We start from the raw sequence: 14,659 nt of genomic DNA on the forward strand, positions 1-14,659 counted from the left end.
CGGCTCCCCCTAGACTCCCGCGCATGGATCGCCTTCTTGTGACCGGCGGCGCGGGGTTCATCGGCTCGAACTTCGTGCACCACGTCATCGCCCACACCGACCTGCGCGTGACCGTGCTGGACAAGCTCACCTACGCCGCCAGCCGCGAGGCGCTCGCCGGGCTGCCGGAGGACCGGGTCGAGCTCGTCGTCGGTGACATCGCCGAGGCCGAGGTCGTCGACCCCCTCGTCGCCGAGCACGACGCGGTCGTGCACTTCGCGGCGGAGTCGCACAACGACAACTCGCTCCACGACCCGAGCCCGTTCATCCGGACCAACATCCTCGGGACCTACACGATCCTCGAGGCGGTCCGCCGGCACGACCGGCGCCTGCACCACGTGTCGACGGACGAGGTCTACGGCGACCTCGAGCTCGACGACCCCAAGCGCTTCACCGAGGACACCCCCTACAACCCGTCCTCCCCCTACTCCGCCTCGAAGGCCGGCTCGGACCACCTCGTCCGCGCCTGGGTCCGCAGCTTCGGCGTCCGGGCCACCGTCTCGAACTGCTCCAACAACTACGGTCCCTGGCAGCACATCGAGAAGTTCATCCCGCGCCAGATCACCAACGTCATCGACGGCGTCCGCCCCAAGCTCTACGGCTCGGGCGAGAACGTCCGCGACTGGATCCACGCCGACGACCACTCCTCCGCGGTGCTGCGGATCCTCGAGCAGGGCCGCGTCGGCGAGACCTACCTCATCGGCGCCGACGGCGAGAAGAACAACCTCGAGGTGGTGCGCCTGATCCTCAAGCTGATGGGCCGTCCCGAGGACGACTTCGACCACGTCAACGACCGCGCCGGCCACGACCTGCGCTACGCGATCGAGTCGGGCAAGCTCCGCCAAGAGCTCGGCTGGGCACCGAAGTTCCAGGACTTCGAGTCCGGCCTCGCCGACACCATCGCGTGGTACCAGGAGCACGAGGACTGGTGGCGCCCCCACAAGGACGCGACCGAGGCCAAGTACGCGGAGAAGGGCCAGTGAGCCTCCCCTCCCCCGAGACACTGCCCCGTCTGGAGAAGACGGCGATCCCGGGCCTCGTCGTCGTCCGGCTCGACCGACGCGACGACGACCGCGGGTTCTTCAAGGAGAACTGGCAGCGCGAGAAGATGCTCGCCGTCGGGCTGCCCGACTTCGGTCCGGTGCAGAACAACGTGTCGTTCAACAGCGACCGTGGCGTCACCCGGGGCATCCACACCGAGCCGTGGGACAAGTTCATCTCGCTGGCGACCGGACGCATCTTCGGCGCGTGGGTCGACATGCGGCAGGGCGAGACCTTCGGCGCGACCTTCACGCTGGAGATGGACACCTCCGTCGCCGTGTTCGTTCCGCGCGGCGTCGGCAACAGCTACCAGACGCTCGAGGACGCCACGGCCTACACCTACCTCGTCAACGAGCACTGGCGCCCCGGCATCGCCTACCCCGCGCTCGCCCTGGACGACCCGACGGTGGCCATCGACTGGCCGATCCCGCTGGCCGAGGCGATCATCAGCGAGAAGGACCAGAACAACCCCCGCCTCGACCCGGCCACGGCCATCGCGCCCAAGAAGGTGCTGATCGTCGGGGCCCTCGGCCAGCTCGGTCGCGCGCTGCACGCCGCGCACCCCGACGCCGACCGGGTCGACCTGTTCCCCGGCGAGGGCGTCTCCCAGCTCGACCTCGCCGACGCAGCGGCCGTCTCGGCGTGGCCGTGGCACGAGTACGCCGTCGTGCTCAACGCCGCGGCGTACACCGCCGTCGACGCGGCCGAGACCTCCGAGGGCCGGGTCGCCTCCTGGTCGGCGAACGCCACCGGTCCCGCGACGCTGGCCGGCCTGGCCCGCGAGCACGGCTTCACGCTCGTGCACTACTCCTCCGACTACGTCTTCGACGGCACCGCACCGCTCGACCCGGGCCACAGGGAGGACGAGCCGCTCTCGCCGCTCGGGGTCTACGCCCAGTCCAAGGCGGCCGGCGACCTCGCGGTCGGCCTGGCCCCGCGCCACTACCTCCTGCGCACCTCATGGGTGATCGGGGAGGGCAAGAACTTCGTCCGCACGATGCGGGCGCTGGCCGAGAAGGGCGTCTCCCCCAGCGTGGTCGACGACCAGGTCGGGCGGCTGACGTTCACCGAGGAGCTGGTGCGGGGCACCCGCCACCTCCTCGAGACCGGTGCGCCGTTCGGGACCTACAACCTCTCCAACGGCGGGGCACCCATGTCGTGGCGCGAGATCGCGCAGGCGGTCTTCGAGCGCTCGGGTCGCAGCGCCGACGACGTGTCGGGGACGACCACGGAGGCGTACGCCGAGGGCGTGCTCGCCCAGGGCAACCCGTTCGCCCCCCGGCCCCTCAACTCGGCGCTCTCGCTGGAGAAGATCCGCGCGACCGGCTTCGAGCCCGAGGACGCACTGGCAGCGCTGGACCGCTACCTGGGGTGACCGCCACTCACCTGCGGTGGGACGTCACCTCTCGCAGGGCGGGACGGACGTCGGCGAGGTAGACCAGCGCGGCGATGGTGAACGCCAGGCTGATGATGTTGAGCGGCGAGCCCAGCAGGATCAGCTGCGCGGCGAAGCCGAGGCCCGTGATCGCGCACCACGCGGTCTTGGTCAGCTTGCCGGCCGCGTCGTAGGCCTCGGCGGAGTAGGTCAGCGAGTTGATGAACGCGAAGCCCTTGATCGCGAGCAGCACCACGAGCACGACGAGGAACAGCGTGCCCTGGAGCTCGTAGATGTTCACAGGACACAGCGTAGGCGACGAGACGAAGGGCCCCGTCCGACGTGGACGGGGCCCTTCTCCTAGAACAGCGCGAGCTGACCGGGGTCAGCCTCGACGTCTCTTCAGTCGCCGACCTTCTCGGCGGCGTCCGCGGCGGCCTTGACGGCGCTGGCGGCGGTCTTCGTGGCGGCGGTGCCGGTGGCCTTGGCGCTGCTCTGGGCCGCGGTCGTCTTCCTCGCGGCGCTCTTGCGCGCGGTCGTGGCCGACGCCTTCGTGGCAGCCGACTTCTGGGCGGCCTTCTTCGCGGCGGGCTTCGCGGGGGGCTTGGGGGCAGCCTTGGTGGCGGCGACCTTGTCGGCGGCGGTGACGGTGGCGTCGGCGGCCTTGCGGGCCTGGGTCGCGGTGGTCTTCGCCTTCGAGACGGTGGTCCGGGCCGACGCCACGGTGGTGGTGGTCGACTCCTGGCGGCGGATGCGGCCCACGAGGGACTCGCCGCGCTTGACCAGCTCGGCGTACGTCGCGTTGGCCACGGCCACGTTGTCGTCGACGAGGGTCGACACCTTGGCGGGGTAGGCCTTGGCCTCGGCCTGCAGCTCGGCGACGCGCGCCTCGACGGCGGCGCGGACGGACGTGACGTCACGCTTCTGCACCTCTGCGACGAGCTCGGTGACGTCCTTCTGCACGGCGGTGAGGACCTTCTGGACGTCGGCGACAGCGTCACGGACGGCCTCGACGGCGAGGTCGGTGACACCGACGCCCGCGAGCACGGGCTTGAGGGCTTCGGTCTTGATGTCGAACTTGGCGGTCGCCATGTCCTTCTCCTTCTCCTGGGTGGGTGCTGCTGGGTGGGTGCTACTGAGCTGGTGGCTGGTCGGGGCCCGGTGGGCGGTCGTTGAGGGCCAGGAACGAGGCGTAGACGTCGAGCAGCGAGTGCTTCTGACGCTCGGTGAGTCCGGTGTCGGCGAGGATCGCCAGCTCCACCGAGCCGGCCTGGCCGGGATCGGGGTGGACGATGCCGGCGCGGACGTAGAGCTGCTCGGCGGAGACGCGGAGCGCCCGGGCCAGCTGCTGCAAGACCTCCGCCGACGGCTTCCGCAGGCCGCGCTCGATCTGGCTGAGGTAGGGGTTGCTCACGCCGACCTGGTCGGCGAGCTGGCGCAGCGAGAGCTGGGCGGCGAGCCGCTGCTCACGGAGGTAGTCGCCGAGCGACCCGATGGAGTCGACGACGGCGCTCGTCTTCGCGCTCGTCTTCGCGCTCTTGTCCTTGGCCATGCCTGCAGTGTGCTAACACCTGTTAGCGAAATGCAAACCAAACGGCGGTGAGGACCGTCACAAAGCCGGATACCCCGCGGTTCCGGGCGCTAGCTAGAAGGCAGCACGGATCTCGCCGACGGGGACGCCGCCACCGAGCAGCTCGAGCCGGCCGGTCCGCGCGACGGCGTCCGCGTCGACCCCGTCCTCCTCCAGCACGCCCGAACGACGCAGCGCCTCGGCCATCAGCACGGGGCGTACGCGTGCGGCGCCGTCGTCGGTCTTGAGCGCCCACGCCCGACCGTCGGGGAGAGCGACGGCGTAGCAGGACTCCGCGCCGGCCTTGCCGATCAGGCCGGGGACGGCCCGGTGCAGCGCGAGCTCGTCTCGCGTGGTGCCGCTGACGTTCTCCGGGTGCCGGCGGATCGCCTCGGCCACCCGGTGGGCCGGGCCCTCGGACGCGGTGGCCAGGGTGGCGAAGGCGCGGGCGAGCCCGGTCAGCGAGGCCGACAGCAGCGGGGCACCGCACCCGTCGACCGCGACCGTCGCGACCGGCTCGCCCGTCAGGCGCTCGAAGGTCTCGCGGATGGCGACCTGCAGGGGGTGCGCGGGATCGAGGTAGGTGGCGGTGTCCCAGCCGCGCAGGACGCAGGTCGCCAGCATCGCGGCGTGCTTGCCCGAGCAGTTCATGAGGATCGACGTCTTCTCGCCGCCCGCCCGGATCACGGCGTCGCGCGCGGCGTCGTCGAGCGGGTGGTCGGGCGGGGTCTGCAGGGCCGACTCGTCCAGGCCCGCCGAGGCGAGGACGCGGCGTACGCCCTCGACGTGGAAGGGCTCACCGGAGTGGGAGGCGCAGGCGAGGGCGAGCAGGTCCGGCGGGAGGTCGAGCCCGAGCTCCACCATCGCGAGCGCCTGGACCGGCTTGTTGCTCGAGCGGGGCAGCACCGGTGCGGCCACCTCGCCCACGGACCAGTCGACCGAGCCGTCGGCGGCCAGCGCTACGACGGAGCCGTAGTGGTGCCCCTCCACGAATCCGGAGCGGACGATCTCGGCCACGACGGGCAGACCAGCGGCAGGCATGCGCGAAGGCTACCGACCGCCGGTCTGAGAGGATGCGCGGGTGATCCAGCACTGCCCGACGCCGACCGAGCTCGACGACCTGGAGCTCCTGGTCTCCGGTGCCTACGCCCCCCTGACGCGGTTCAACGAGCCCGGCAGCCCGGTCACCCTCGCCCTGCCGGAGGGCCACACGGAGGCCGAGCTGGTGGACCCCGAGGGCCTACCGCTCGCCCGCGTCTCGAGCGACGGCACGCTGGAGCAGCTGACCCACGCGCAGCACGGCCCCTTCCGCCGGCTGCACCTCACCCCCGCGCAGGTCCGGGAGGCGTACGCCGGCGCGACGTTCGTCCCGGTCGCCGACGCGCTCACCGAGGGCGACGTCGACGAGCTGCGCGGCCTCGGCCGTGTCGTCCTGGTGGCGCTCATGGGCACCGGCACGCCGTCGCTGTCCCCGGTCGCGCTCGTCCGCGCCACGCTGGCCGCCGCCGAGCTCCTCGACGACGCCGGCGTGGTCGCCGTACCCCTGCCCTCCCACGGCGACGCCGAGGCCGACCACGCCCTCGGCGCCCAGGTGGTCGGCACCTACGCGGGCCCCGATCCGGTGCACGCCCTGGGCGACTCCTCCGGCCCCTACCCCGCCGCCGTCGCAGCGATCGTCGACGAGGACCGCCCCGCGCCGGACGAGCAGGGACTCGTCCTCTTCTTCACCGGCCTGTCCGGCAGCGGGAAGTCGACGCTCGCGCAGGCCCTCATCGACCGGCTGCTCGAACGCGGCGGCCGCTCCGTGACCAGCCTCGACGGCGACGTCGTGCGCCGGCACCTGTCGGCCGGGCTGACCTTCTCCAAGGCCGACCGCGAGACCAACATCCGCCGGATCGGCTGGGTGGCCGCCGAGGTGGCCCGGCACGGCGGGGTCGCGGTCTGCTCGCCCATCGCCCCGTTCGCCGAGACCCGCGAGCAGGTGCGGCAGATGGTCGAGGCGGCCGGCGGCGCGTTCTTCCTGGTCCACGTCGCGACCCCCCTCGAGGAGTGCGAGCGCCGCGACCGCAAGGGTCTGTACGCCAAGGCGCGAGCCGGCGAGATCCCGGAGTTCACCGGCATCTCCTCGCCCTACGAGGAGCCCGAGGACCCGGCCGTGCGCGTGGACACCACGGACCGCACGATCGAGGACGCGCTCGAGGACGTGCTGGTCGCACTGGACGAGGCGGGCTACCTCCACCTCGCCGGAGCGGTCCCGGCGGGCGCATGAGCGAACCGCTCAGGGTGCTCTTCGTGTGCACCGCCAACATCTGCCGCTCGCCCGCCATGGAGGTCATCGCACGCGACCTCGCGGGCGACGCGGACGTCGTCTTCAGCAGCTCCGGCACCCACGCCCGCGACGGCCACCCGATGAACCCCGAGATGACCGCCAGCCTGCCCACGGGCACGTCCGGCTCCGTCGACGCGTTCCGCAGCCGGCACCTCTCCACTGCGGTGCTCGACGAGGCCGACCTGGTCCTCACGGCGGAGGCCGTCCACCGCCGACACATCCTCGACGACCACCCGCAGCTGCACCGCCGGGTGTTCACCCTGGGGCAGTTCCAGGCGGCCGTCGCCGACCTCCCGGGGCTCAGCGGACGCGAGCTCGTGGCCGCCGCGGGACAGCGGAGCACGCCCGCCCTGCCGGAGCACGACGTCGCCGACCCCTACCGGCGCGGGAAGGCAGCCGCCGAGAGGGCGACCGGCACAATCACTGACATGCTGAGCGTCGTCGTTCCCAGACTCGTCGGAGACCGCTGATGCTCGAGTTCCTCACCGTGACCTTCTTCTCGATCCTCGCGGCCGGCTTCGTCGTCGGCATCGTGGTCGGGCTGACCGGCATGGGCGGCGGTGCGCTGATGACACCGGCGCTGATCTTCCTCGGCGTCGGCGAGGCGGCCACGGTCGTGACGGCGGACCTCACCGCGGCCGCGGTCTACAAGACCGGCGGCGCGATCGTGCACAAGCGCGAGGGCTCGCCCAACATGCAGCTGGCCAAGTGGCTGATGATCGGCTCCATCCCGATGGCGCTGCTCGGCCCGCACCTCGTCTCGTGGGTGGTCTCCCCCGAGGACATCGACGACGCCCTCAAGCTCTGCATCGGCTTCGCGCTCCTGCTCGCCGCGGCGACGTACGCCATGCGGCTCTACCTCAACCTCCGGCGGGTCCGCGGCGGCGAGCACCCCGACGACAACCCGGCCATCCGGCCGGTGCCGACACTCCTGGTGGGAGCCCTCGGCGGCCTGCTCGTCGGCATCACCAGCGTCGGCTCGGGATCGGTCATCATGATCGCGCTCCTGATGCTCTACCCCGGCCTGTCGGCGGTGAGGCTCGTCGGCACCGACTTGGTCCAGGCCGTCCCGCTGGTGCTGGCCGCGGCGATCTCCAACATCGCGCTGCACGGCCTCGACTGGGGCATCCTCATCCCGCTCGTCCTGGGATCCGTGCCGGGAACGCTCATCGGCTCCGCCATCGCCCCGCGCGTGCCGCAGTCCTTCATCCGCCGCGGCATCGTCGTCGTCCTGACCATGAGCGGCGTCGCCCTGCTCGACAAGGCCGGCTGGGCGCCGCTCGGCAAGGAGGAGACCCACCCGATCCTCATCGCCGGGGTCGGGGTGGCGGTGCTCGTGGTCCTGCCCGTCGTCTGGGGCTTCCTGCGCAAGCAGCAGGGCCTCCCGATGTTCGGCTCCCCCACCATCGCCCAGCTCGAGGATCCCGCCTACCGACCCGGACTGGTCGGCATGAAGCGCGTCGACGACTCCTGACCCACTGGGAGTTCTCGGGCAGAAGCGCCACGGGCCCTCGGGCCCACCCATCCGAGACGGAACCGGGCGGGTAGGTCTGACGGCGGGCTGCGACCAGCCTCAGCACCAAGCGCTTCTCGTCGCTGCGCGAGTCACTAGTGCATGGCACCACTCCACCCGCGACTGACGCCCGCGGGAAACGTTCCTCCACAGGCCCTGGTGCGGCCCTCAGGACAGCCCGAGCAGCTCCCGGCACTGGGCGGGGCTCATGGGCGTGCGCTGCGCGATCCGACCGAGGTCGATGGCGCGGGAGACGAGCTGGGCGTTGGACTCCACCGGCACCCCGCGGCTGATCGTGAGCACGTCCTCCATGCCGACGCGGAGGTGGCCGCCCATGGACAGCGAGGCCATCGCGACGGCGAGCGTCGAGCGGCCGATGCCGGTGGCCGACCACGACGTCACCTCGGGGGGCAGGGCGGCGACCCCGGCGACGAGGGCGGGGGCGGTGCCGGGCATCCCGCCCGGCACGCCCATCACGAAGTCCACGTGCACCCGACCGCCGACAGGGGTGCCGTGCTCCCGGATGAGGCGCCCGAGGGCGTGCACCTGGCCGAGGTCGAACAGCTCGAACTCCGGGGCCACCCCGCGCTCGAGGGCGAGCTGGTAGAGGTCCTTCACGAAGGGCCACGGGTTGAGGAAGACGTCGTCGCCGAAGTTGGTGGTGCCCATCGTCAGCGAGCAGGAGTCGGGCATGGCGTCCAGCACCTCGAGCCGCTCGTCGAGCGGGTCGTGCACCGAGCCGCCCGTGGAGAGCTGCACCACCAGCGACGACGACTCGCGCACGGCGGCCACCCACTCGCGCAGGAGGGACCGGTCCAGCGTCGGCTGGTGGTCGCCGTCGCGGACGTGGAGGTGGATCATCGCCGCGCCGGCCTCCTCGCACTCGGCCGCGGTGCGGGCGATCTCCTCGGGAGTGGTGGGCAGCTGTGGCCAGTCGGCCTTCGCCGTCTCGGCGCCGGTCGGGGCCACGGTGATCAGCAGAGCGTCAGACATGAGTTCCTCGGTGGTCGAGTAGCGAGCGAAGCGAGCGTATCGAGACCATGTCCTCATGCGTGCGGTCATCCAGCGAGTGCTCTCCGCCAGCGTCCGGGTCGAGGGTGAGGTGGTCGGGGAGCTCGACGCCCCGGGTCTCCTCGTCTACCTCGGCGTCACCCACGACGACGGGCCGACCGAGGTGACGTGGACCGCCCGCAAGATCTGGGACCTCCGGCTGCTGCGCGAGGAGCGGAGCGCGAGCGACGTCGGGGCGCCCGTGCTGGTGGTCAGCCAGTTCACGCTCTACGGCGACGCGCGCAGGGGTCGCCGCCCGACCTGGCAGGCGGCAGCGCCCGGCCCGGTGAGCGAGCCCGTCTACGACGCGGTGTGCGCGGAGCTGGAGCGCCTCGGCGCCCGGGTGGAGCGGGGCCGCTTCGGCGCCGACATGCGGGTGGAGAGCGTGAACGACGGGCCGATCACCCTCGTGCTCGACAGCCCCTGAGGCGGCGCTGCTCGGGCTGGGTCACCTCGGTCCGGTCTCCCACACCCGCGCCCAGTCGACGTCCATGTGCTGGGGCAGCTCACCGTCGAAGCGGGGCAGCTCGTAGTCCGAGGACAGCAGGCTGAGGATGAGGAACTCGGGCTGCCCGGACGTCTCCCCCTCGAGCCGCTGCGTGACCTGGCCGTCGATGCGGAAGACGTACTCGTCGGGCGTCCACTCGACGGAGAACACGTGGTACTCCTCCGCCCAGTCGTCGCCGTACTGCTCGACGTCGGGGAGCCAGCCGCCCACCGTCTGCTTCTTGCCGCTCTTGTCGAGGAAGTAGGTGAAGCTGGTCAGGCCGCCCTCGGGGTGGTCGTCGCCGAAGTACTCGATGACGTCGATCTCGGCGCCGCCCTTCTTCGCCCCGCCGGACTTCTGCCCGCCGACCGTCTGCATCCAGAAGGCGGCGTGCTGTCCGCGGGCGGACTGGGTCCTGATGCGGGCGGCGGCGTAGCCGTAGGTGAACGACATGACGCCCTCGGTGCCCACGTGGCCGTTGAGGCGGTAGGCGTACTTCTTGCGCCGGCCGGGCAGCTGGCACTCGTCGTCGGTGCGCTCGGGGTCCTCGAGCACGCTCAGCCGCAGGACGCCGTCGGTCACCTCCGCGGCGCTGCCGTCGGCACGCGAGCACGTCCGGATGTCGATGTAGCCCTGGTCGCGGGTGTGCCAGCTGGCGCCGACACCGTCCACGGTGTCCTCGTCGAAGTCGTCGGTGAACGTCGGCTCGGGCGCCTCGTCGGTGGAGACCTCGGCCCCCACGGCGTCGTCACCGTCACCGACCACGACGTGGAGGTCGCCCGACACCCGGCTCGTCAGCGAGACGTGTCCCTCGGCGTCGGTCTCCTGCTCGTCGACGTCGCTCCAGCCGTCCTCCTCCTTCGCGACGAGACGGACGGTCGTGCCCTCCTCCGCGTCCGCGACCGTGGCGTCCACGACCCACCCCGCGTCGTCGGCCGCCTCGACGTCCTCGCCGGTCGCGGCCAGCTGCGGGAGGACACGGGCCTTCACACCGTCACCGGTCTCGTACGTCGGCGGCTCGGCGTCCCCGGAGGACGACGCGGAGCAGCCGGCCGTGACGAAGGCCACCGCGAGCAGCCCGCAGAGCAGGCGCTGACGCAGCGGGGTGCGGGGCACGAGTCGGGAGGTTCGGCTCATTCGGCCGAGTCTGGCCGACCACGTCCGGCGACGCGAATTCACCGGGGCTTGCGACGTCGCTACGATGAGCGCTGCTGTCCCTAGAGAGGTCCTTGCCACGCCATGACCAACACCCACGTCGACTACCGGCTGAGTCAGCTCGACCAGCTCGAAGCCGAGTCGATCCACATCTTCCGTGAGGTCGCCGCCGAGTTCGAGAAGCCGGTCCTCATGTTCTCCGGGGGCAAGGACTCCATCGTCATGCTCCGCCTCGCGGAGAAGGCCTTCTTCCCGGCCAAGCTGCCCTTCCCCCTGCTGCAGGTCGACACCGGACTCGACTTCGCCGAGGTGCTCGAGACCCGCGACTCGTGGGTCGAGCGGCTCGGCGCGCGCATCATCGTCGCCTCCGTCGAGGACGCGATCGCGGCCGGCCACGTCGTCGACGACGGCAAGACCAGCCGCAACCGCCAGCAGATCGGCGCCCTGCTCAACGCCATCGAGGAGAACGGCTTCACCGCCGCCTTCGGCGGTGGCCGTCGCGACGAGGAGAAGGCCCGCGCCAAGGAGCGCGTCTACTCCCACCGCGACGACTTCGGCCAGTGGGACCCCAAGATGCAGCGCCCCGAGCTGTGGAGCCTCTACAACGGCCGCATCCACGCCGGCGAGCACATGCGGATCTTCCCGCTCTCCAACTGGACCGAGCTCGACATCTGGCACTACATCCACCGCGAGCAGATCGAGATCCCGTCGATCTACTTCGCCCACGAGCGCGAGGTCGTCGAGCGCGACGGCATGCTGCTCTCGATCGGTCCCGAGATCCAGCCCAAGGGCGGCGAGACGGCCGAGACCAAGATGGTGCGGTTCCGCACGGTGGGTGACCGCACCCAGACCGGGTGCGTGGAGTCCGTGGCCACCGACACGGCCGCCATCATCGACGAGATCGCCATCGCCCGAGTGACCGAGCGCGGCGCCACCCGTGGCGACGACCGGTTCTCCGAGGCAGCCATGGAAGACCGCAAGAAGGAAGGCTACTTCTGATGGCCAGCACCCCGCAGACCACTGACTCCCACACGACCGCCCAGGGCGAGATGGACCTGCTCCGCTTCGCGACCGCCGGCTCCGTGGACGACGGCAAGTCGACCCTCATCGGGCGTCTGCTCCTGGACTCCAAGTCCATCTTCGAGGACCAGCTCGAGGCGGTCGAGTCGACGAGCCAGTCCAAGGGCTACGACTACACCGACCTCGCGCTGCTGACCGACGGGCTGCGCTCCGAGCGCGAGCAGGGCATCACCATCGACGTGGCCTACCGCTACTTCGCGACGCCCACCCGCAAGTTCATCATCGCCGACACCCCGGGCCACATCCAGTACACCCGCAACATGGTGACCGGCGCCTCGACCGCCGACCTCGGGCTCGTCCTGGTCGACGCCCGGCAGGGCCTCACCGAGCAGTCCCGCCGTCACGCCGTGCTGCTCTCGCTGCTGCGGGTGCCGCACCTCGTGCTGGCGATCAACAAGATGGACCTCGTCGACTGGTCGGAGGAGGTCTACGAGAAGATCCACAAGGAGTTCACGCAGTTCGCGACGAAGCTCAACATCCCCGACCTCGAGGTCATCCCGATCTCGGCCCTGCAGGGTGACAACGTGGTGAACCGCTCCGAGAACACCCCGTGGTACTCCGGCCCGACGCTGATGCACCACCTCGAGCACGTGCACGTGGCCTCCGACCGCGACCTCGTCGACACCCGCTTCCCGGTGCAGTACGTCATCCGCCCCAAGTCCGACCAGTACCACGACTTCCGCGGCTACGCCGGCCAGGTGGCCGGCGGCGTGCTGAAGAAGGGCGACGACGTCGTCGTGCTCCCCAGCGGCATGCCCTCGAAGATCGCGAAGGTCGAGCTCTTCGACACCGAGGTCGCCGAGGCGTTCCCGCCCATGTCGGTGACCGTCCACCTCGAGGACGACGTCGACGTCTCGCGCGGCGACATGATCGCCCGTCCCAAGAACGCGCCGAAGCCCAGCCAGGACATCGACGCCATGATCTGCTGGATGACCAACGAGCCGCTCCGGCCCCGCCAGAAGCTCGCGATCAAGCACACCACCCGCACCGGTCGGGCGATGGTCAAGGACATCCAGTACCGCCTCGACGTCAACACGCTCCACCGCGACCAGGACACCAAGGAGCTCGGTCTCAACGAGATCGGCCGCGTCCAGCTGCGCACCACCGTGCCGCTGCTGTGCGACCCGTACTCGAAGAACCGGACCACCGGCTCGTTCATCCTGATCGACGAGGCCACCGGCGTGACCGTCGGCGCCGGGATGATCAACAGCGGCAGCTGAGCGCACGTGTCCGGGGCCGCTCGAGGCGGCTCCGGACATGCCGTCAGGACAAAGTTGACTGAAATCAACTCCTCGTTGGCAAACGTGCACCACAATGGCCCGATGGACTCGCGTCAAGCCGAGCTGCTCGCGCAGACCGACCGTGAGGCACTGGGCCGTCGCCTGCGGTCCGAGCGCCAGGCCCGTGGACTCACCCAGGGTGAGGTGGCCGGCGACCTCATGTCGGTCGCCTACCTCTCGCGCATCGAGGCAGGGCACCGCGGGCCGACGTTCCCGCTCCTCGTCGCGCTGGCCGAGCGCCTCGACGTCACCGTCGAGTCACTCCTCGGCGAGCCGGAGCGCCAGGTGGTCGACGAGATCCGCCTGGCGCTCGACTACGCGGAGCTGTCGCTGGAGTCGGGCCAGCCCCGCGACGCCGAGACGCACCTCGCCCGGGCGATCGAGCAGCTGCAGGGCTCTGCCGTCGCGGGGATGCGTGATCGGGCGAGGCTGCTCCGCGCCCGCGCGCTCGAGGCCACCGACCGCGAGGACGACGCCATCCTCGAGCTCGAGGCACTGGTCGACGACGACACCGACGGCCTGACCAGGATCAAGGCCGGCATCGCGCTCAGCCGGATCTACCGCGAGTCCGGCGACCTCGGTCGCGCGATCGAGTGCGGCGAGCGGATCCTCACCTACGTCGAGGACGCGGGCCTCGATGCCTGCGACGAGGCCGTGCAGCTCGCGGTCACCCTGGCCGCCGCCCACTTCGAGCGCGGCGACACCGGTCACGCCGTCCGCATGTGCAGCAAGGCCATCGCCCGAGCGGAGTCGCTGGGCACGTCGAAGGCGCGCGCCTCGGCCTACTGGAACGCGAGTGCCATGCAGGCACGGCGCGGTGACGTCGCCACCGCCGTCCCGCTCGCCGAGCGCGCCCTCGCGCTGCTGGGCGAGGGACAGGACGCCCGCAACCTCGCCCTGCTGCGTGGCGAGGTGGGCCGGCTCCAGCTCGAGCTCGACCCCCCGGCCCTCGACGACGCGCGGCACAACCTCGAGCAGGCAGCCGCCGAGATGGAGTGGAGCCCGTCCACGTCCTCCGACCGGGCCCAGGTGCTGCTCGGACTGGCCCGAGCCGCCTTCCTGTCCGGCGACGTGTCGGCGAGTCGCGACCTCGTCGCCCAGGTGCACGTCGTCGCCAACGGACACCTGCCGCTCGCCGAGGCCGAGGCATGGGCGCTGCTCGGCAGCACGTACGCATCGGAGGGCGACTCGGCCGAGGCGAGCTCGTGCTTCCAGCGAGCGGTCCTCACCCTGTCGGCGATCGGTGCCGACCGGGTCGCCGCGCAGCTCTGGTTCGAGCTGGCCGACCTCCTCCAGGGCGTGGGTCTGACCGAGGCCGCGTCGGACGCCTACCGGCGTGCGGCGGCCTCGACCGGGCTGCGGGCGCGCGTGGCTTCACCCACGCTCGCCCGCAGCTGACCGATCGCCGCCGGATCCAGCCCGTGAGGGCCGTGTTCGCTCAGCAGCACCAGCCCGTCCGCGCGGTCTGACGGACCTGCGCCTCGGCGGGCGCGGCGAATCCGGCCAGGCTGACGAGGGCGACGGCGGCGACGAGGATGCGGGTGGCCTTGCGGTTCATGGTGTCTCCAGGGGCTAGGTGCTGAATGGGTGCGTCAACCGTCCCGAGCGGCCTGCACGAGAAATATTGTCAAAAGCAGTGCCGAGTCTGTTCCGGTTTGGCAAACTTGGGCAAGTCCCGTTGGCAAATACCTCGTATCGGCCATGGCGACGCCCCCGCGATCCCCCATCGCGGGACACGCA

15 protein-coding genes are annotated in these 14,659 nt (G+C 71.2%); 9 read left to right on the top strand and 6 right to left on the bottom strand.

Translation table 11 applies throughout. The features are described from left to right. The first annotated feature begins 23 nt into the window (after nucleotides 1-23). Together rfbB and HN031_RS04505 are read left to right on the top strand one after the other, a co-directional pair. Nucleotides 24-1,022: a dTDP-glucose 4,6-dehydratase gene (rfbB, locus tag HN031_RS04500; protein WP_172266914.1), complete on the top strand. Its 999-nt coding sequence runs from the start codon at nucleotides 24-26 to the stop codon at nucleotides 1,020-1,022. Continuing rightward, nucleotides 1,019-2,455, top strand: coding sequence for a sugar nucleotide-binding protein (locus HN031_RS04505; RefSeq protein WP_172266917.1), 1,437 nt, complete (start codon nucleotides 1,019-1,021; stop codon nucleotides 2,453-2,455). Before rfbB ends, HN031_RS04505 begins: the two co-directional genes overlap by 4 nt. Before the next feature lie 7 nt (nucleotides 2,456-2,462). Here HN031_RS04505 and HN031_RS04510 read toward each other — a convergent pair whose 3' ends face one another. From HN031_RS04510 to HN031_RS04525, 4 genes are all read right to left on the bottom strand, one after another. Beyond that, the gene (locus HN031_RS04510) at nucleotides 2,463-2,756 is read right to left on the bottom strand and encodes a DUF2516 family protein (protein ID WP_172266920.1); all 294 of its coding nucleotides are present in this window, start codon (nucleotides 2,754-2,756) and stop codon (nucleotides 2,463-2,465) included. Nucleotides 2,757-2,857: 101 nt separating this feature from the next. Beyond that, nucleotides 2,858-3,547 carry a hypothetical protein gene (locus HN031_RS04515; protein ID WP_172266923.1) on the bottom strand — a complete coding sequence of 230 codons (690 nt, stop codon included), beginning with the start codon at nucleotides 3,545-3,547 and terminating at the stop codon, nucleotides 2,858-2,860. 40 nt (nucleotides 3,548-3,587) lie between these two features. Then, nucleotides 3,588-4,007 carry a helix-turn-helix domain-containing protein gene (locus HN031_RS04520; protein ID WP_172266926.1) on the bottom strand — a complete coding sequence of 140 codons (420 nt, stop codon included), beginning with the start codon at nucleotides 4,005-4,007 and terminating at the stop codon, nucleotides 3,588-3,590. Nucleotides 4,008-4,100: 93 nt separating this feature from the next. Further along, nucleotides 4,101-5,066, bottom strand: coding sequence for an asparaginase (locus tag HN031_RS04525; protein ID WP_172266930.1), 966 nt, complete (start codon nucleotides 5,064-5,066; stop codon nucleotides 4,101-4,103). A gap of 40 nt (nucleotides 5,067-5,106) precedes the next feature. On the opposite strand from HN031_RS04525, the gene cysC reads away from it, so the two are divergent. From cysC to HN031_RS04540, 3 genes are read left to right on the top strand one after another with little or no spacing between them, the layout of a single operon-like run. Next, nucleotides 5,107-6,294, top strand: a complete 1,188-nt coding sequence (gene cysC, locus HN031_RS04530) for an adenylyl-sulfate kinase (RefSeq protein WP_216652049.1) — start codon at nucleotides 5,107-5,109, stop codon at nucleotides 6,292-6,294. Beyond that, entirely contained in the window at nucleotides 6,291-6,824 is a 534-nt protein-coding gene (locus tag HN031_RS04535; protein WP_172266933.1) for a low molecular weight phosphatase family protein, read from the top strand. The genes cysC and HN031_RS04535 overlap by 4 nt, the downstream gene beginning before the upstream one ends. Next, nucleotides 6,824-7,828 carry a sulfite exporter TauE/SafE family protein gene (locus tag HN031_RS04540; RefSeq protein WP_172266936.1) on the top strand — a complete coding sequence of 335 codons (1,005 nt, stop codon included), beginning with the start codon at nucleotides 6,824-6,826 and terminating at the stop codon, nucleotides 7,826-7,828. The genes HN031_RS04535 and HN031_RS04540 overlap by 1 nt, the downstream gene beginning before the upstream one ends. Before the next feature lie 207 nt (nucleotides 7,829-8,035). Here the strand turns inward: HN031_RS04540 and HN031_RS04545 are convergent, their stop codons facing one another. Continuing rightward, nucleotides 8,036-8,860 carry a 3-keto-5-aminohexanoate cleavage protein gene (locus tag HN031_RS04545; protein WP_172266939.1) on the bottom strand — a complete coding sequence of 275 codons (825 nt, stop codon included), beginning with the start codon at nucleotides 8,858-8,860 and terminating at the stop codon, nucleotides 8,036-8,038. Nucleotides 8,861-8,915: 55 nt separating this feature from the next. Here HN031_RS04545 and dtd point away from each other — a divergent pair, with 55 nt between their 5' ends. Next, nucleotides 8,916-9,344, top strand: a complete 429-nt coding sequence (gene dtd / locus HN031_RS04550) for a D-aminoacyl-tRNA deacylase (protein ID WP_172266942.1) — start codon at nucleotides 8,916-8,918, stop codon at nucleotides 9,342-9,344. A gap of 21 nt (nucleotides 9,345-9,365) precedes the next feature. On the opposite strand, the gene HN031_RS04555 is transcribed toward dtd, so the two are convergent. After that, entirely contained in the window at nucleotides 9,366-10,541 is a 1,176-nt protein-coding gene (locus tag HN031_RS04555; RefSeq protein WP_172266945.1) for a family 16 glycosylhydrolase, read from the bottom strand. A 102-nt stretch (nucleotides 10,542-10,643) separates the two neighbouring features. Between HN031_RS04555 and cysD the strand changes: the two genes are divergently transcribed. The 3 genes from cysD (at nucleotide 10,644) to HN031_RS04570 (ending at nucleotide 14,317) form a co-directional block, all read left to right on the top strand. Continuing rightward, a complete protein-coding gene (cysD, locus tag HN031_RS04560; protein ID WP_172266948.1) occupies nucleotides 10,644-11,558 on the top strand; it encodes a sulfate adenylyltransferase subunit CysD in 915 nt (304 codons plus the stop codon). Further along, nucleotides 11,558-12,859 (top strand): sulfate adenylyltransferase subunit CysN, encoded by a 1,302-nt coding sequence (gene cysN / locus HN031_RS04565; RefSeq protein ID WP_172266952.1) that lies wholly within the window; start codon nucleotides 11,558-11,560, stop codon nucleotides 12,857-12,859. Before cysD ends, cysN begins: the two co-directional genes overlap by 1 nt. Before the next feature lie 102 nt (nucleotides 12,860-12,961). After that, nucleotides 12,962-14,317 carry a helix-turn-helix domain-containing protein gene (locus HN031_RS04570; RefSeq protein WP_172266955.1) on the top strand — a complete coding sequence of 452 codons (1,356 nt, stop codon included), beginning with the start codon at nucleotides 12,962-12,964 and terminating at the stop codon, nucleotides 14,315-14,317. The last annotated feature ends 342 nt before the right edge of the window (nucleotides 14,318-14,659 follow it).

Origin of the sequence: Nocardioides sp. zg-1308, from assembly GCF_013155375.1 — a bacterium.
In the GTDB taxonomy this organism is placed as follows: Bacteria; Actinomycetota; Actinomycetes; order Propionibacteriales; family Nocardioidaceae; genus Nocardioides; species Nocardioides renjunii.